At 40.6% G+C, this 17693-nt stretch carries 14 protein-coding genes, 2 rRNA genes and 1 other annotated feature; of the genes, 3 read left to right on the forward strand and 13 right to left on the reverse strand.

Annotated features, from left to right (window positions below; all coding sequences use genetic code 11):
- Positions 1–27 precede the first annotated feature (27 nt).
- Complete coding sequence (locus QY304_02250) at positions 28–951, reverse strand: NAD-dependent epimerase/dehydratase family protein (protein WKZ26200.1); 924 nt, start codon at positions 949–951, stop codon at positions 28–30.
- Positions 952–968: 17 nt separating this feature from the next.
- The gene (locus tag QY304_02255) at positions 969–2294 is read right to left on the reverse strand and encodes a sugar transferase (GenBank protein WKZ26201.1); all 1326 of its coding nucleotides are present in this window, start codon (positions 2292–2294) and stop codon (positions 969–971) included.
- Positions 2295–2830: 536 nt separating this feature from the next.
- Here QY304_02255 and QY304_02260 point away from each other — a divergent pair.
- The gene (locus QY304_02260; protein WKZ26202.1) at positions 2831–3979 is read left to right on the forward strand and encodes a glycosyltransferase family 4 protein; all 1149 of its coding nucleotides are present in this window, start codon (positions 2831–2833) and stop codon (positions 3977–3979) included.
- Between the two features lie 10 nt (positions 3980–3989).
- Positions 3990–4199: a hypothetical protein gene (locus tag QY304_02265; protein WKZ26203.1), complete on the forward strand. Its 210-nt coding sequence runs from the start codon at positions 3990–3992 to the stop codon at positions 4197–4199.
- Positions 4200–4204: 5 nt separating this feature from the next.
- On the opposite strand, the gene rodA is transcribed toward QY304_02265, so the two are convergent.
- From rodA to QY304_02305, 8 genes are all read right to left on the reverse strand, one after another.
- Entirely contained in the window at positions 4205–5347 is a 1143-nt protein-coding gene (gene rodA / locus QY304_02270; GenBank protein WKZ26204.1) for a rod shape-determining protein RodA, read from the reverse strand.
- A gap of 20 nt (positions 5348–5367) precedes the next feature.
- Positions 5368–6753: a vWA domain-containing protein gene (locus QY304_02275; GenBank protein WKZ26205.1), complete on the reverse strand. Its 1386-nt coding sequence runs from the start codon at positions 6751–6753 to the stop codon at positions 5368–5370.
- 63 nt (positions 6754–6816) lie between these two features.
- Positions 6817–6923, reverse strand: a 5S ribosomal RNA gene (gene rrf, locus QY304_02280).
- A 940-nt stretch (positions 6924–7863) separates the two neighbouring features.
- Positions 7864–8517, reverse strand: a complete 654-nt coding sequence (locus QY304_02285; protein WKZ26206.1) for an LAGLIDADG endonuclease — start codon at positions 8515–8517, stop codon at positions 7864–7866.
- A gap of 291 nt (positions 8518–8808) precedes the next feature.
- Positions 8809–9552 (reverse strand): LAGLIDADG endonuclease, encoded by a 744-nt coding sequence (locus QY304_02290; protein WKZ26207.1) that lies wholly within the window; start codon positions 9550–9552, stop codon positions 8809–8811.
- A 32-nt stretch (positions 9553–9584) separates the two neighbouring features.
- Positions 9585–13247, reverse strand: a 23S ribosomal RNA gene (locus tag QY304_02295).
- A gap of 436 nt (positions 13248–13683) precedes the next feature.
- Positions 13684–14382, reverse strand: coding sequence for a hypothetical protein (locus QY304_02300; GenBank protein WKZ26208.1), 699 nt, complete (start codon positions 14380–14382; stop codon positions 13684–13686).
- A 209-nt stretch (positions 14383–14591) separates the two neighbouring features.
- Positions 14592–15209: a hypothetical protein gene (locus tag QY304_02305; GenBank protein WKZ26209.1), complete on the reverse strand. Its 618-nt coding sequence runs from the start codon at positions 15207–15209 to the stop codon at positions 14592–14594.
- Positions 15210–15271: 62 nt separating this feature from the next.
- Here QY304_02305 and QY304_02310 point away from each other — a divergent pair, with 62 nt between their 5' ends.
- Positions 15272–15583, forward strand: coding sequence for a hypothetical protein (locus QY304_02310; GenBank protein ID WKZ26210.1), 312 nt, complete (start codon positions 15272–15274; stop codon positions 15581–15583).
- A gap of 33 nt (positions 15584–15616) precedes the next feature.
- Here the strand turns inward: QY304_02310 and rplL are convergent, their stop codons facing one another.
- From rplL to QY304_02325, 3 genes are all read right to left on the reverse strand, one after another.
- Positions 15617–16045, reverse strand: a complete 429-nt coding sequence (gene rplL, locus QY304_02315) for a 50S ribosomal protein L7/L12 (GenBank protein ID WKZ26211.1) — start codon at positions 16043–16045, stop codon at positions 15617–15619.
- A 20-nt stretch (positions 16046–16065) separates the two neighbouring features.
- Positions 16066–16557: a 50S ribosomal protein L10 gene (rplJ, locus tag QY304_02320; protein WKZ26212.1), complete on the reverse strand. Its 492-nt coding sequence runs from the start codon at positions 16555–16557 to the stop codon at positions 16066–16068.
- Between the two features lie 20 nt (positions 16558–16577).
- Positions 16578–16701: a sequence feature (ribosomal protein L10 leader region), on the reverse strand.
- A 132-nt stretch (positions 16702–16833) separates the two neighbouring features.
- Positions 16834–17640: a hypothetical protein gene (locus tag QY304_02325; protein ID WKZ26213.1), complete on the reverse strand. Its 807-nt coding sequence runs from the start codon at positions 17638–17640 to the stop codon at positions 16834–16836.
- Positions 17641–17693 lie beyond the last annotated feature (53 nt).

The following is a 17693-nucleotide window of genomic DNA, read 5'->3' on the forward strand; positions in this document are numbered from 1 at the left end:
GGCGATTATACATTAAAAAATACGGTCTTACAAATATGTTTTTTTAAGACTTTCTATTCCATCCGCAAGCATAATTTTCGGCTCCCATTTTAGAACACTTTTGGCTTTTGAAATATCAGCGCAAGTGTAAAGCACATCTCCCGGTCTTGGAGGAACGTAAACGCAGTCTCCGCCAATTATTTTAGCAATTTGTTTTACGGAAAAAACCTGACCGCTACCAATGTTTATAGTCTCTCCACCTCCAACCATTTTACTTTCCATCGCCAAAATATTAGCTTTAGCAACATCCTCAACATGAACATAATCTCGATAATACTCGCCATCGCCACAAATTGTCATTGGCTTGCCTTCTTGCTTTTGTTTTAAAAAACGTCCGATAACCAAAGCGTAAGCCCCATCCGGATCAGCATATTCACCATAAACATTAAAATAGATCAGGGAAACTGTTTCTAAACCAAATTCCCTAGAAAAAATTTTACAATAATGTTCACCTACCAATTTATGCAACCCATAAGGAGAAATCGGGGATTTTACTATATTGTCTTCTTTGACCGGATATTTATCTTCTGATAGCTGACCATAAGTGGCACTGGAAGAAGCAAAAACAACCCTTTTAATTCCGGCTTTTTTAGCTGACAATAAAACCGCAAGAGTTCCATTCACATTGACATCGTGAGTTTCTTTCGGTTTTTCTACAGAATCAGCGACCCTTGGCAAAGCCGCGAGATGAAAAACTCCATTGGCACCTTTAAAAACCTCAGATAAAATTTTTTCATCACGAATATCACCCTCAACATATTCTGCGCCTGACTGAAAACGTTCTTTTTTTTTACCGCCGGCGTAGTTGTCTAAAACTACAACTTTAAAACCAGAGGACAAGAGTCTTTTAACCAGATTAGTTCCAATAAATCCCGCGCCTCCGGTTACTACCACTTTTTTGTTTATTTCCATTTTCTATTTTCAAAAAATTAAATTCCACTTGTCATAAAAAGCGCCTTCAGAGTTTTTAAAGCAATTTTTAAATCAAGCATCAAAGACCGATTTTTAATGTAATACAAATCATAAGAAAGCTTGGTCTTAGTTTCATCAAAATCAGCATTAAATTTCGGCGGATTTTGATGGTAAAGTTGCGCCCAACCGGAAAGTCCGGGTTTTATAAGATGGCGAACATTATAATAGGGCACTTTTTTCTCATAAAGTTCAGCGATTTCAGGAATCTCCGGTCGAGGTCCAATTAGGGACAAATCCCCTTTCAATACACTCCAGAGCTGGGGCAATTCGTCTATTCTGGTCCGGCGCAAAAAACTACCAACTTTGGTTATTTTTTTCGGCTCATCAACAGTCATGGACCGAAATTTTAAAATTTTAAAAATCTTATTGTTCTGACCAACTCTATTTTGGGCAAAAAACACCGGCCCACCATCATCAAGTTTTACAGCTAAAAAGACAATTGGGTAAAAGACAAAAGAAACTAATCCTAAAACCAAAGCGGCAAATATGTCAGTGACTCTTTTTACAAAATCAAAGGTCGGATTGTGGACAGTAGAGATATTTTCCAAAAACCAGTTGTATTTCAAAACCGACATCGGAACTCGGTCAAAAATATCTTCGTAAACTTTGTGCATATCAACAAATTTAACCTTGGAAAATATGAGGTTGTAAAAATTAGACAAAACTGACTCGACCTTTTCACTTCTCAAATCTATAGCGATAACTGATACTTCTTCGGAATAGACAGTCTTGAGCACTTCTTCTTTAAAATCCAAGCCATCGATTTCTTCTAAATCAACAGAGGAAATAAATTTTATTCCGTAACGTTCGTTATTATTAACCTCTTCTTTCAACTCTTTCATCTCTTCACCGTGGCCAACTAGCATGGCATTTTGCCTCTTGGAGGTATAGAAAAATTTTTGACCTTTGACTCTCCAAAACAAAATCAGGATGAAAGAAATAGCGAGATAGATGAAGAGATTAGTCTTTGGGGTTATGCCAAAAAAGGGAATGAAATAAAAGAAAGTGATAGCGATAACAATATTTGCCAGTTGAGTATGCAGAAGGGTGTTTGGTAGCTTACTTTGAAAAATCAGTGTGTGTTTTTCATAAAGTCCGGCGATAAAAAACACTAAAAACCAAACCGCAAAAAGTATCGAAAATGGTTTTAGGTGGTTAACAAATTCTTCCTTTCCGGGAATTTCCTGATATCTAAAAAACAAAGTTAGCCAAAGAGAAGCCAAAAAGACTAGTAAGTCCCCAAAAAACAGAAAAAACGCTTCTTTTTTACCCGAAAAAGTCATATTAGAAAATTATACTATAGAAACTGGCTTAAAATGTAAAACCCCCTGTTGGGGGTTTTGTTTTGTCAGGGTCGTTCCGCTCTTCCTGCTCTTCGTCCCGCTTTCGTCCTAATCCTGCCGGCCTGATGACTCTTCGTATCCTTCTTCCTCACCACCCTCTTGGGTTTTTCAGGAAATTCTATGCCAAAGAAGAACAACTCAACCCATCCGATCTCCCGGCGAGCGACGTAAGCTTTCAGCAGGAAGATGAGATCCAAAGGCATTGCACTGCGCCCCGTCTCCCAATTGCCCACGGTCTGTGAGGTCACACCGCAAATCAGACCGAATTCGCGTTGAGATATGCCGAGCTTCTCCCGACAATCTCTGACAAACCTCGATGCCCGCTGGCGGTGTTTGGCCTGAACATTTTTTCTGCCCCTTCTTCCATGCATTTCGCACTCCTCTGGCTGAAGTTTCTGAGCGACAAATCTAAGATTAAAGTATCAGCATATTAGAAGCTTGTCAAAAACTCAAAGTTCCAATAAGATAGACCTCTAATGGGGAAAGGGCAAAAAAAGAGGATTTTGTACGTAATTACAAAGGGTAATTTTGGAGGAGCGCAACGCTATGTTTTTGACTTGGCGACCAATTTGCCAAAAGAAGATTTTGAAACCGTCGTCGCTTTCGGTGAAGGTGACATTTTAGGAAAGAAATTGGCCGAAAAGAGTATTCGAACAATCCGATTAAAAAATTCTCAGAGGAACATAAACCCTCTCAAAGATTTTATTCTTTTTTTTGAGCTTATCCGAATTTATAAAAAAGAAAAACCAAATATTATCCACCTCAACAGCTCCAAAATTGGCCTTCTTGGAGCGCTAGCAGCTTGGTTTTATAATTTCCTAAAGCCTAGAGCCTATCGCCTAAAGCCTATCTTCACTGCTCACGGCTGGGCTTTCAACGACAGTAAGTTTTTCTGGCAAAAATTCCTTTGGAAATTTCTTCAATGGCTGACAGTTCTTATGACCAACAAAACAATCGCTGTTTCAAAAAAAACCGTAAACGATATGAATTGGCCGGGGACAAAAAAGAAGATTCGCTTAATTTATAACGGCATCCGGCCAATTGAGTTTTTTGAAAAAGATGAAGCGCGAAAAAAGCTTTTGCCCCAGTTAAAAGACAGGTTATGGATCGGCGCGATTTCCGAGCTTCACAAAAACAAAGGGGTGGATTTGCTGATCGAGGCCTTCTCTAAAATTTCCAACCAATTTGAAAGCGCTATCTTAATCGTTTGCGGCAAAGGTGAAGAAAGAAAGAAATTAGAAAAGATAATAGAAAAAAACAATCTGAAGAGTAAGGTTTTTTTGTTGGGCTACGTGGAAAACGCGCAAAGGTACTTAAAGGCCTTTGATATTTTTGTCCTACCATCGAGAACTGAAGGTTTACCTTACGTAATTCTAGAAGCCGGTTTGGCCGGATTGCCAACTCTTGCTTCGGAAGTTGGTGGGATCCCTGAAATAATTGAGAGTGGTAAAAACGGTCTACTTTTCACACCCGGAGAAAAAGAAGATTTGACAAAAACTCTGCAAGACTTGTTATCAGAAAAAGGTGATTGGCAAAAATTGGGGGCCGAATTAAAAAATAAGATTCTTGACGAGTTTAGATTGGAAAATATGGTAGAATTAACCTCAAGTTTATACAAAATTTAAAAAACTCAAAATGAACCCAGAAGAAAACGAAGTTGAATTTTTAGAGGAAGAAGAGACGATAGACGAAACAAACAGAGTGAGGAGAGCTGCCAGTGAAATGGCTAATTGGCTCATAAAAAAGAAGTTGGCTAGAAACGAAAAATCAGCCAACAGAATTCTCATTTTAATAATCATTGTGGCTTTTTTCTTGACCGGATACATTATCTTCCGATCCTTCTGAACTCTTTAGACTAAAATTTTTTCCTCTTTTTCGTCCTTATGAAAAGCGCTCCTGTATTTGCGCATGCCCATTAAGATTCCCAGCGCAGCAAATTCTGCGAGTAAGTGGGATCCGCCATAACTCATAAACGGCAAAGTGATGCCGGTGATTGGCAAAATTCCTATATTCATTCCGACATGGACAGTAAAGTGGCTTATTATCCAAAAAGAAAGACCGGCGGCAAACAAAATCTCAAAATTTGACGAACCATAAATTGAATTTACAATCAAACGCCAGAAAAAAACAACAAAAAGGCCAAGTAGAATAAGAACCCCAAAAAAACCCCACTCTTCAGCAAAAGCGGCAAAAATAAAATCGGTCTGATATTCCGGTAAAAATCTCAACCTAGACTGCGTGCCAAAGCCAATTCCTTTGCCAAAAAACTGACCGGAACCGACAGCGATCATTGACTGAAGTGAGTGGTAGCCGGCGCCCTGTATATCAGCTAGTGGGTTAACAAAAGTCATTAGGCGTTGTTTTTGATAGTCAGCCAAAACAAAAAACCACAGAAAAGTTAGTGACAAAAAAGCGGCTAAAAGTACTGCCAGAACGTGTTTTTTTGAAATACCAGAAACCATTACCATTCCGAACCAAATGAAAAAAATAATGATTGACGAACCAAAATCTGGCTGTAAAAAAATCATCAGGAACAAAACAAAAGCGTAAAAGCCAGAAACTAAAACATGCTTGAGGTGAGCGATTTCAATGTGCCTTTTAGAAAAATATTTGGCCAGAAGTATGATCAGTGCGATTTTTGCTGGATCGGTTGGTTGAAAAGAAAAAATTCCGAAGTTAATCCAGCGCTCGGCACCCTTAACAGTAGAACCAAGAAAAAAAAGAAGAAAAAGAGTTAAAAAAGAAATCAAAAATATCAATATGGTAACGCTACTTCTTCTTAAAAAACGCCAATCAAAAAGACTGAAGGCGAAAAAAACTATCAGAGAAATAGAAAGCCATATTATCTGCCGATTAAAGAACGGGCTTTCTTCAACAAACGAATGCATTGTAACTAGACCAGCGCCGGAGATTAACAGAGCAGACGATAATAACAGCCAGTCAATATCGAAAAACGATCTGGCCTTCAGTACGATAGGTCTTAATTCCCCCATAGTTTAAAATCTTTTAATCGTCAGATTTCTTTAGTAATAATCTCAACCGCAGTCGGAGCTTCGCGACAAATTGTTTCGGCTAGAGAACTGAAAATCGGAAATAGGTCGGCCGATTTAGAAGCGCCAAAATAATGTGACGGGCTCGTGGCAAGAGAAGCGAGAAATTCTTCATCTATCTGTTCTTCACCGAGACCAATTGAAAAAATAGTTATGTTTTCAGATTTTATTCTTTTGGACAATTCTAGAGCAGATACCATCGGAAAATCAGCGCGGTCGATAGTCTTAGGATGAGTCGGCACACCATCAGTAAATAAAATTATAACCTTCTCGGAAGAAGCGGAAGAATTTGAAGAGATCTCTTGAAACGCTAGGTTAAGGCCGTGAGTGATATTGGTTTCCTGTGTCCAAACCTCAGCTGGAGTTTCGGCTAGCACTGATATTTTGGCAACCGATTCCATAGTTTTTGCGATATCTCCGGTCAATGGAATGTCTAAAGTTGCCTCCGTCGCGAAAGACACCAAGCCACCTCTGACATTAGAAAACAGCTTTTCCAAAAAACCTGAAGCCGCGCGCTTAGCAGAATTCAAGGGTTCCGGATTCTCCAAGTCCCAATTATCAAAGACCATACTGCCAGAACGGTCAAAAACAAGCATCAGATCAACCGGGTTTTCGCATACAAATTCCTGGACCTCAAAAGGTTTCGGCCAAGTGAATATCAAAGTCTCCTGGCTATCTTTTTTAAAATCGTTCAAAAAAGTTCTTGAGGCGCCGATGGCGTTTTTATTGCCATCAAATATTAAGGCCACAACTTCCAGCCGATCGATGTCAAAAATAGAGCGGTTTTCAATTTGGGCTTCAAGTCGCGGTGCACTCTCTTCCCTTGATAAAAAATTTCTACCAACAAGAATTTCCGAGGGTCGAGTCTCGTCCTTATGCCAGATGATTTCGCTTGTAAATTCAAAGTCTGTCCGAGAAACTTCGCCACTAATTTCAAAGTTCGGCTCAAATACAACAATCGTCCTAGTATTTGGTATTAAGACAACGCCACTGCGTTCCGCTAAAACATTGCCGAGTCCATCTCTTATCTTAAAAACATAAGACGCGGATTCTGCTGAAGCATTAATGTTTGGATTTTCAATAAAAGCAACGGAGCTGTAAATTCCCGGAGAGACTTCAAAAGACCGGCTCCAATGTATAATCGGATTTCTAACCTCAAAAGGACATAGACGCGAGCAAGGCCCGCCACAATCAATTCCGATTTCTCCCTGGTTTTGCCGGCCATCAAAACAAGTTGGTTTTTGGTAGGAAAAAATAAAATAAAAAGAAAAAATCACGACAAACAAAAATAGAAACAACCCTGAAAGATAAATTAGTTTTCTTTTAACTGACCACTCTAATTTCTCCATAAAAGAGATTATAGCAAAAAAGAGAGAATCCGTGCGATCTCTCTTTTTTTTTTGAATGCTTTGTGTTGGCGACTAGCTACTCTCCCCTTTTAGAGTACCATCGCCACTACCGTGCTTAACTTCCGAGTTCGGAATGGGATCGGGTGTACCCACGGCGTTTAATCACCAACACAAAACATTCAAAGAAAATCCTAAAGGTAAACAATTGCAAAAAAGAGAGCAAAATCCGCGATTTTCAAATTTCCCGATGAGATTGATTTATTAGTACGCCTCGGCTCAACACATTACTGTGCTTACACCTAGCGCCTATCAACGTGATCATCTCTCACGAATCTCAATGATTCCTAATCTTGGGGTGGGCTTCCCTCTTAGATGCTTTCAGAGGTTATCCCTTCCGAACTTAGCTACCCTGCGGTGCCCTTGGCAGGACAGCAGGCAGACCAGAGGTTCGTTCACAAAGGTCCTCTCGTACTATTCGCGACTCCCCTCAAGAATCAACGCCTGCAGTAGATAGGAGACCAACCTGTCTCACGCATGATACCACTTATTACTAAGTGCATTGGACTATAACTTCATCCCTTACATGATCGCATGTGAGGGACTGCTAACGTTTAGTCTCTACGGGCGTGCTAAAAACTTTTAAATGTTAACCCTTAACTATAACTAGAAATTCCAGTTAGGGTTATTTGTTACTTGTTAATAGTTTCTGCTCTTCCCTCGGTATTCTCCTCTTTCTTTTAACTAAAAGCTATAAGCTAACAGCTAAAAGCTAAAAGCTAAAAGCTGATTGGAATTCACCGATATAAGTCAGCTTAATCAACCTAGACCCTAAACCCTATTGGCTAGACCCTAGTTTTGACCGCCGTGATGTGATTGATTCATCCGCCATAACCCTTTTCAGAGCGAGGCAGACTTTCTATCTAATTATTTGTTTATAGACGAAAAACTCGAAGTGGTTCAGATTGTGAAAAAGTCGATCTATTCAACTTCTTCACGGTCTGACATTAATTAATCTGTCATTACTGACAGGACAGACTATACCTTTCCCGATTTTTCCAATGTCGGGACTGACGTGTTAGCATCCGCTTATACGGACACTCTGCCGTTCATTTAACTGTGAACAAGCAAGTCGTTACGGGGATTAGCAATCTTATAAATCATTGAAGGGATTATATGAGGCTCAACAATAGCAATAAATTTCTGGAAATCATATCTTCCAATACTTATCTTAAGCTTTGTTCGATCCTTTACAATTGTCGCGTTGATTTTTAATGATTTTCTCAGAAATTCTACTATTTGCTCATGGTCTACTTTAGAAAAACTATGAGTGCTCAATGTAAAACTTTCCTTGGTATTAGAACCATCATCCATAAACCAAATCGCGATCATTCTTGGATTGAGAAAACTAAATATATCGTGCGGTAATATCTTTGTCCCATTTTTGTAGAAATAATGATAAAGAAAACCTAATTCTTTCAAACTTTTAGTATGAAAGTACCAAGAAATCTCACGCAAACCTCTTTTAGGGTTATCCCATGAAATTTCAGATGGTTCTTTATTCACAATTTCTTTCAAGACATTGAATTTCCACAATACATATTCTTTTTGCTTCAATCCATGATGCACTCTAAATCGTGCCGTCACTGGAGATCGTATTCCAATTGACCGGCATTCTAAGCGCGCATCACCCAACAATGACCCAATAAGCACATCAATCTGATGCGCGGAAAATGAAGATTGCAATCTTCCCACGATATTATCCATTGCTCATCATTATACTATGACAAGCATTCGGACTTCACCGTTATGAGTCAGTTTATTTTTTATCTCTTATTTATTCTCGTAGATTGTCTTAAGCTGGGCTCATTTTGAATCACTTACCCAGCTCGCGTAACTTTTTAATTGGCGAACAGCCAAACCCTTCCCAGCTTCTCCACCAGGAGGATAAGTTGAGCCGACCACAAATACATTTCCCTTATTACTAAGGGCGCAGACTATACCTTTGCTTGTTATTGCCTTACAAGCACCAGCGTGTTATGGCTGTGCGTATTTGGCTTATGCCAGGACACCCACCATCTTCACCTCCTCTGTTTTTACAGATTCGGATCCAGTCGTTACGGGGTCGTGAAAACCTATTTTATACATCATCGATGGGATGATATACGGCTTAATAGTTTGAATCAATTTTTTTGTTTCTTTTGTATTACAATACATTCTGTACCCCCTGTCTCTGTCCTTGTAATATTTCATCTCCACATTAAATTTCTTCTTTAGTGCGAGCTGTAACAAATTGATTTCTGGTTCTAAAAATGAATAGGTGCTGATATCAATGTGCTTTTTACTGTAAGAACCGTCATCCATAATCCAGATGGCAAGTCCCAAAGCATCAATTTCACTTACAATACTTTTAGGAACTATTTTCCTTCCTGTTTTATATCCGTTAGGGATATAAAATGTATTATAAATATCAGTTAATAATGGGTGGCGAATCGTCCGAAACCACCATGATTTTTGGTATTTTTCTTTTTGTGCAGTATATCTATAACTAATTTTTGGTTCTGTAAAAACAAGTGGCTTTAAAATTTCATATTTCCATAAAACATAATCTTTTTGTGCTAAACCTTGTTCTATCTTTAGATTAGCATTGACTGCACCCTTACCCATTCTCATCGTGCCATCGCCCAGGAGAGATCCTGTGATTAAAGATCTCTGTGCGGGCGAAATAGTAACCCCATTTTTAATCGGTATCCATTTTTTATACCAATGTTTATTTTCACAACTTCCCACGGTGTTAACCATAATTATAACGCAAATTATACTATGGCATTCTCCGTTATGAGCTGATTTAGTGCGTATGATTTTCATCACACACCTGAGAGAATTGTTCGTCTTCTCTCTCCTCGACATCGGCTATGTTTATCGAGGTGCCGAACTCCGCCGTCGATATGGACTCTTAGGCGGAACCAGCCTGTTATCCCCGGGGTAGCTTTTATCCGGTAATCTTTGGCCGCATCTAATGCGAACCAGCGGTTCACTATGTCCTGCTTTCGCATCTGCTTGAGACGTACCTCTCACAGTTAAGCCAGCTTATGCCATTACACTATCGGCACGGTTTCCATTCGCGCCTAGCTGACCTTAATGAACTCCTCCGTTACTTTTTAGGAGGAAAGCGCCCCACTTAAACTGCCCACCAGATAATGTCCCTTGGCGTTTTTGCCACCGAGGTTAGAACATATCTTTTCACAGAGTGGTATTTCACTGACGACTCCAGTCCAGCCGAAACCAAACCTTCAAAGTCTCCCACCTATGCTACGCAGTAAAAAAATAAGCTCAATATCAAGTTACAGTAAAGCTCCCGGGGTCTTTTCGTCTAACTGCAGGTAACCGGCATCTTCACCGGTATTGTATTTTCACCGAGCAAGTCCCCGAGACAGTTCTCCAGTCATTACGCCATTCGTGCACGTCTGAACTTACCAGACAAGGAATTACGCTACCTTAGGATCGTTCTTTAATGTTTTACATCCGCCTTTTATAATTTGGCGGAACCTTATGTCGCCATAAGGATCGGACTATATCATCACCCTACATCAGTCGGTGCTTGCTTGGATGTAGTAGTGTCTTGCGTGTAGTCTCTGAGGATATTTCCGTTTTTACTGTTAATTAATTTGTATCCAGTAAAATCATATTTTCTTTTTCTACCTTTGCCTTTATTAAGCTCTTCACGGAGCTTGAGAATTTCTTGTATACCTTCTTTATGCAAATGATTCCCATTATTTACCATCTCTACAATTTTTTTAAAAATTGAGAAATTTCTCTTTTTATTTGCTGAAAGAAAATGAAATCTTTCAAAGAAAGGCACTACATTATCTCTTAACGAATTTATGTTATTTACCTCAAAGTAAACAACACCATCCCTCCTCTCTCTTAAATGACCGCACCTTAGAATTTTCTTCATCAAGGCTAAGATCACTCTATCTCTTTGAGAAACATTAAAAGAAAGAAGGAATTTAATTCCGCTTTGATAATCAGGCCGGTGAATAATAGAAACATTAAAGCTTCCTTCACCGTCTGAAAACCCGGCTAGGTAATAACCGAGTTTAGGATCAATTTTTTTGATCCAATCATTCATGGCATTTTAACTTTAACGGAAATCTTTCCTGCGAATTGTCTGTACCTTCTCGTTGTTACTGCTTCTTCGACTAGAAGCTAGTAGAGTTAGGCTCAAACCAGAGTTTTTCGCATATAGCAAGATTTATTATCGTAACTACAACGATCAATTTCATAGTTACGACCGACATTCACCAGGGCTTACAACGATCAGCTCGCATCATTTTGGGCGCGTCTATCACGCTCAAAATGATGCGAACCGCCATTGCTTGACCTTCTGGCATTGGTCAGGCGTCACCCCCTATACATCCTCTTGCGAGTTCGCAGGGAGCTGTGTTTTTGATAAACAGTTGCCAGAGAAACTTTAGCTGCGGCCGAGCACCATTGCTGGTGCTCGGCAGGCCTTATCCCGAAGTTACGGCCGCTTTTTTGCCGAGTTCCTTGGGGACCTCTCACTCGTTCGCCTTGGTCTACTCGACCTGACTACCTGTGTCGGTTTTGCGGTACGGTCCAAACTTGTTTAATCTTAGAAGATTTTCTTGGAAGCGTGCTTTGTGAAATTTTATCCCCCGAAGGTTCAAATTTCCGGCCTGCTTGAATTTATGATGCCCGGATTTTCCTAGGCATCGTTCTCACAGGACGAACGCAAATCCAATAATGCGCTCCACATACTACACTTCGTCCCTCCATAGAAACAAATTTGGGTCACGGAATATTAACCGTGTGTCCATCACCTACGGCTTTCGCCATCGGCTTAGGCCCGACTAACCCTTCCCTGATTGTCATCGGGAAGGAAACCTTAGTCTTTCGGCGTGGCGCGTTCTCAGCGCCATTGCGGTTACTTGTGCCAACATTCTTACTTCTTGACGCTCCAGTGTGGGTTACCCCTTCACCTTCACAGCAGACAAGAATACTCTCCTACCACCCCTCACATGCAAGCACGTGAGGGGTCCTCAGTTTCGGTACTATGCTTAGCCCCGATCATCTTTGGCGCAAAATCTCTGGATGAGTGAGCTGTTACGCTTTCTTTAAAGGGTGGCTGCTTCTAAGCCAACCTCCTCATTGTCGGAGAAATTTCACAACCTTCCTTGCACTTAGCATAGATTTAGGGACCTTAACTGGAGATCCGGGCTGTTTCCCTTTCGACCAGTGGAGCTTAGCCCCCACAGTCTAACTGCCAAGCTATATTCTTCTAGTATTCGGAGTTTGATAGGTTTGACGAGATTTCTCCCTATTCAAACCTTCCAGTGCTCTACCCCTAGAAGGAACACTTGACGCTAGCCCTAAAGCTATTTCGGAGAGAACCAGCTATTACCAAGTTCGATTAGCTTTTCACTGCTTACCACAAGTCATCCGAAGGAGTTGAACGACCTAACGGTTCGGGCCTCCTCCCGCCTTTCGGCGAGATTCACCCTGCTCATGGCAAGATCACTTGGCTTCGGGTCTGATGTATAACACCATAATTCGCCCTATTCAGACTCGGTTTCCCTATGTCTCCACGCTCGCGCGCTTAGACAAGCGATATACATCAACTCGTTGGCTCATTCTTCAATAGGCACGCCGTAACGGACGCATCACGCGAAGCGCGATGCCAGGCTTTAGGAAATTAGGCTTTAGGCTCTAGGAAATTCCTAGGGCCTAGTGCCTAATGCCTAGCGCCTAACATCACATTCCATGTGATGCACCCGCTCTGACTCTTTGTAGGCATATGGTTTCAGGTCTATTTCACCGCCCTCACCGGGCTGCTTTTCACCTTTCCCTCACGGTACTAGTTCACTATCGGTCTCTAACGATATTTAGCCTTACCGGTTAGTTCCGGCAGATTCACCCGAGCTATTGATGTCTCGAGTTACTCAAGAATAACAGCAAAGGAGTTTTTCTTGTTTTCGCCTACGGGGCTATCACCTCCTAGGGCTTCTCTTTCCAGAGAATTCGGCTAACAAAAAAATATTTTTTACTCCTCTGGCTAGGCCACACTGTCATCTTACAACCCCCAACCGCATCACGCCAAGCGCGATGTCTGTAGGCACTAGGTGCTAGGATGTTAGGCGCTAGCTTTTTACTAGAACCTAAATCCTAATTTCCTAAAGCCGGCAGTATCACACGCAGTGTGATGCGGTCGGATTTGGGCTCCTTCCTTTTCGCTCGCCGCTACTAAGGAAATACTTATTAGTCTATTTTCCTCCAGGTACTGAAATGTTTTACTTCCCTGGGTACGCAATCCGCCTCATCGGCGGATCAATGTGCAAGCACATTGAGTTTCCTCATTCGGAGATCTCCGGATCAAAGGTTGCTAGGCACCTCCCCGAAGCATATCGCCGCCAAGCCGCGTCCTTCATCGCTCGTTAGAACCAAGGCATCCACCATACGCCCTTGAATTCCCATCAGGAAATTCAAAAACCGCATAACTCTTTCCGCTAACTAGCGGAAAGAATGATTTTGCTCTCTTTTTTACAATTGTCCTACGTTCTTCACGTAGGATTACCTTTTCTGCCTACGACAAACAAAGACCCCATGTCACCATAAGTGGCATAAACGTTGTCGCGACAGGATTAAGTTGTCAAAAATCAGGATCCCAACCTTTTACAACCTTGTCTTCCGGCCGAGCTCTACTTTTACAAACAGCGCTCGGCCGAACAACAAAAAACCGCTATCTCAAGCGGGTTTTACTAGCAAACAATGACTGAAATCACCTTCGCCGCTTGAGTGTGTTTAATAAAAAAATATTTAACATAAGATTGTGTTCTATTATAAGAATCCGAAAAAAGAAGTCAAGCCCAGAAAGAAGCCCGGAGTAACCCGGGCTTCTTAGGCTTTAGTTTATTATCTCTTTTCCGAAATTTCTTCTTTTAGTTTACCAAGAAATTCAGAAGCAGTGTTCTGTCCGCCGAGTCCGAAAGATAATCCAAGACCAAGAGCTAAGGCGATTATAACTCCTGTAAAGAGCATTTGGACAAAGTAAGCAGCAATGCCCAATTGTTCCAAAGCAATAAATACCGCGAAGATCCAGATTGACCACTTAGTTACGCTACCCAAAAAGTTGGCGGCTTTTAGGTGAGCGGATCGAGCTGAAGCCGAGACAATTTTTTGCATTACGTCCGCGATAACAACAGCAACCAACAAGATCAAAACAGCAACGATAACTTGTGGCAAATAATACAAAACGACATCTTTTAAGAATTCATTGACTTGAGTCAATCTCAATGTGTCAAAAGCGGCCACCAAGAAAACGATAATGACAAACCACTTTACCAACCCACCGACAAAACGACCCGAGTCAAGACGAACCCCTCCCCTCTGAAGCCATCCTTCCATTCCAGCTTTTCTCAAGGCCTCGTCAACTTTCAAAGACTTCATGACCTGATAAACCACACGGCCAAAAACAGCGCTGACTAACCAACCGATTATAACTATGAGTAGGGCGGTTATAAGCATCGGCAAGAAACCAATTACTCCAGCCCACATATTTTGGAACGACATAACAATAGCATCGCTCCCAAAAACACTTGTAGTTTCAAACATGTTTGATTTTTTTGAGACAAAGAACAATGTTCTCTATCTCGGATAAGCCGTAATTCGCCAAAAATACGGCAGTAAATAATTAATTATAACTAATAAAATTTGCTCAAAACTATTCTGTTGAGCCAAATCTGCTTCACTGAAAGTTTAACATCAAATCGTAAAAAAGAGTCAAAAGCTGTGGATAACTAAAAAATCGAAATAACTGGCGGTTAGATCTCCATCTCTAGCTTATTAATAATTTTTTTGTGAGGGTAATCAAGAACGTCTCTTACTAACTTATCGCAAACACCAAGCCGATAGACAAATTCTTGGGTCTCAAAAAAGCTGTATTTCAGCTCCTTTCCAACAACTGATTCAATGTCCGACATAACAGACTGAATGATTCCTTTTTTTAGCTTGTCGCCAACAACCAAAATATCCAGACGACTGTCCCAATCCTGAATAAAAACTCCAGCAAAAATCACAAGTTTGATAACCCCGGCCTTTTTAATCTTTTCAAGAATTTCCTGTTGCTGGGCTGGTGGAATATGTATAAGAAAATTCTGCAGTGGTTCAAGAAAGGGAAATTTTTCGTTCAAAGTCCACCCTTCTACCCTTTTCCTCTTGAGATCCCGCCCTCCTTTTTTGCTTAATTCTTTCGTAAAATATTTTCTCTTGATAAGGCCGATTTTTTCCAAATTCATGATTTCAGACCTAGTCTTTATCGGCTGGGTTTTAGTCCGTCTTGAAACAGAAGCAGTATCAAAAGCAGACTGCGGATTAAAAAGAAAAAGACGCATCATTTTGACCTTGGAGCTGCTACCAAATATTTTCTCTAATGTATCCATTTAATTTTCCTAATTTTACCACACAGTTTGCAAACTGGCATTTTGGATGTTATTTTGAATAGATGAGCTATGAAGATTTCGTAAAGGAATCGGGTTGTGTAGAAACTATTTTGAAAAGCAGTGTTGAAACTGCGAGCTGGAGCGGTGGGGTGGGGGTCTTTGTCAGTGTCGTAAAAAAAGATGGGAAATATGAAGTAAGAGCCGAGGTAGAGGACAAAGATTTATTAAACAAACACTTGGCAAATATCAACCGCGGAAGCTGGGACAACGAAGCGCCGACCATTCAAACCGCCGAAGACGAGAAAAAAGCGTTGGTTTTAGCCAAAGAAATGCTAGACGACAAGGACAATTGGCTTTCAGAAAAATATAATTAAAAAAACCCCTTTACGGGGTTTTTTTTAATGTCATTATTTAAGCTCTACCTTGCCGCCTACTTCTTCTATCCTCTTCTTTATATCTTCCGCCTCTTCTTTCTTTGCGCCCTCTTTTAGTACTTTCGGAGCGCCATCAACAAGATCCTTGGCCTCTTTCAGCCCAAGACCCAAAACCTCTTTAACTATCTTGATTACACCGATTTTCTGGGCCCCGCCGTCTGTCAACTCAACAGTGAAAGTTGATTTCTCTTCAGACGCCCCAGCTCCCCCGCCTTGTGGAGCAACGGCTACCGCCGCCGCTGAAACACCAAACTTCTTTTCAAATAATTTTACCAGCTCATTGAGGTCCAAAACTGACATCTTTTCAATCACCTCAACTATCACCTTAAATTTTTCGGGAACTTCCACTTGAGCTCCTTCTGTCTCTGTCGTTTTTTGTTCTTCTACTTTTTGTTCTTCCATAAATTATTTGTTTTAAACTTTTAAGATTTTTTCTCCGCTATTTGGTTTAACGAAATCGCTAATCTCTGAATCGGAGAATTTATAAGATTAACAAACTGCGAATAAAGAATTTTCTTTGAAGGAATCCTGGCTAGAGCTAACATTTCTTCTTTGCCCAAAATTTTGCCTTCAAAAATGCCACCGATTATTGAGAACTTTCCTTCAAATTCTTTTTGGATAGAATTTGCTTGCCTTCCGGCTTCAAGGGGTTCTACACCAAGAGCGTGAACAATGCTAAGCTCACCTTGGAATTCTGGGGTCTCCCCAAAACCACTGTCAGCAAGCGCTTTTTTGACCAAAGTCTTTTTTGCTACCTGATACGACACACCCGCTTCCTTGAATTTCTTTCTCAAAGAGGTAGTTTCAGATACATTTAGACCATGGAAGTTGGTGAAAATCACCTCGGCACCTGAAGAGAATACATTCTTCAAGCCCTCAAGAACCTGTGATTTTTTTTGTTTTGTTATAGCCACAAATACGTAAGTATTATCCCAACGCTAATAATAAATCGACCTCTTTTAAAAGGCCTAAACAAAAAATGAATTTACCTCGAGAGGCTAGAATTTAATTAAGACTTTTCAGTCACCTCTTGTCTCTGGCCTTATAGATTAGATATTAATTGACCGTATCTTTAAAGTCAAGTTAAATCGCCAGGAAAAGGATGAGAACAATGCTTGTTGAAATTATCAACAAGAAACCAAAAATAAATTTTAAAAAAGCTCTGCTAAAATACTTTTTCATTATTCAACCTAGTATACTATTTCAAACTTCCGAGAAAAAGAGCCATTTGAGCCCGCGTGTTGAGAAGGCAGACTGTGTTGAATATTGGCTTCGTCCACCGCTCTTAGAGCGCCATTATTGAGAAAAACTTTGGCATCAAAAATTTCTCCAGCGCTGGAACTCCTGTCCCTCGGCTTCATCGTTAAAGTAATGGTCCGAGTACTGTTCATAGGAATAAAATAAGAGAAACCACCAAAACGAAGGGTGTACTCACCTTTCGCGTTTTCAAAAAAATCGCTATGTTGCGGATCTATACGAGCCAGAATTTTTCCCCCAGCAGAAAGTGTTATTTCCCCTACATAGCGCCAAATCCGTTCGTCAAAAGTCACATCAATTCTTCTGACTTCAATATCCGACCGAAGTGACTTAACTGAAAAAGATAAAAGTGTATTACTAAAAGTGTTGCCGATATTCATCCTGACTACACTCGAGCCACTTATCGGCTCAAGCACAACAACCGCCTCGCGACTTGATGTGACAGGCGCAAAATCCTGCCCAGAAGAATAAGCCCCTAAAACCTGGCCTTGAGAAAAGAGAGATGACTCCCGCATAAGAGAATTGATAATTTGAGAAATTCTCTGGATTTCGGATTTGGCAGCTTCTGGTGAAATCCTCCCAGATTGAATATCTTGGCTCAAATTTGAAACCATAATGGAAACAACGCCTATTTCTCTTTGAAGTTCAACAAAAGAAATCGCGGCTTCAGCCCTCTGAAAAGATACAGAAATTCCCAAGACGATTACGAGGGAAAGCAGTGTTTTAGCTTGATATTTCATATTTTTATATTGTATATCAAAAAATACAAAAAGTCAACAGTTTCCCGTTGACT

The organism is Candidatus Paceibacterota bacterium (genome assembly GCA_030583745.1).
In the GTDB taxonomy this organism is placed as follows: Bacteria; Patescibacteriota; Minisyncoccia; order Phycocordibacterales; family BOKC01; genus BOKC01.

Coding starts and splice junctions, on each gene's coding strand:
- QY304_02250 (WKZ26200.1), bottom strand. CDS start 951: ATGGAAATAAACAAAAAAGTGGTAGTAACCGGAGGCGCGGGATTTATT.
- QY304_02255 (WKZ26201.1), bottom strand. CDS start 2,294: ATGACTTTTTCGGGTAAAAAAGAAGCGTTTTTTCTGTTTTTTGGGGAC.
- QY304_02260 (WKZ26202.1), top strand. CDS start 2,831: ATGGGGAAAGGGCAAAAAAAGAGGATTTTGTACGTAATTACAAAGGGT.
- QY304_02265 (WKZ26203.1), top strand. CDS start 3,990: ATGAACCCAGAAGAAAACGAAGTTGAATTTTTAGAGGAAGAAGAGACG.
- rodA (WKZ26204.1), bottom strand. CDS start 5,347: ATGGGGGAATTAAGACCTATCGTACTGAAGGCCAGATCGTTTTTCGAT.
- QY304_02275 (WKZ26205.1), bottom strand. CDS start 6,753: ATGGAGAAATTAGAGTGGTCAGTTAAAAGAAAACTAATTTATCTTTCA.
- QY304_02285 (WKZ26206.1), bottom strand. CDS start 8,517: ATGGATAATATCGTGGGAAGATTGCAATCTTCATTTTCCGCGCATCAG.
- QY304_02290 (WKZ26207.1), bottom strand. CDS start 9,552: ATGGTTAACACCGTGGGAAGTTGTGAAAATAAACATTGGTATAAAAAA.
- QY304_02300 (WKZ26208.1), bottom strand. CDS start 14,382: ATGTTTGAAACTACAAGTGTTTTTGGGAGCGATGCTATTGTTATGTCG.
- QY304_02305 (WKZ26209.1), bottom strand. CDS start 15,209: ATGGATACATTAGAGAAAATATTTGGTAGCAGCTCCAAGGTCAAAATG.
- QY304_02310 (WKZ26210.1), top strand. CDS start 15,272: ATGAGCTATGAAGATTTCGTAAAGGAATCGGGTTGTGTAGAAACTATT.
- rplL (WKZ26211.1), bottom strand. CDS start 16,045: ATGGAAGAACAAAAAGTAGAAGAACAAAAAACGACAGAGACAGAAGGA.
- QY304_02325 (WKZ26213.1), bottom strand. CDS start 17,640: ATGAAATATCAAGCTAAAACACTGCTTTCCCTCGTAATCGTCTTGGGA.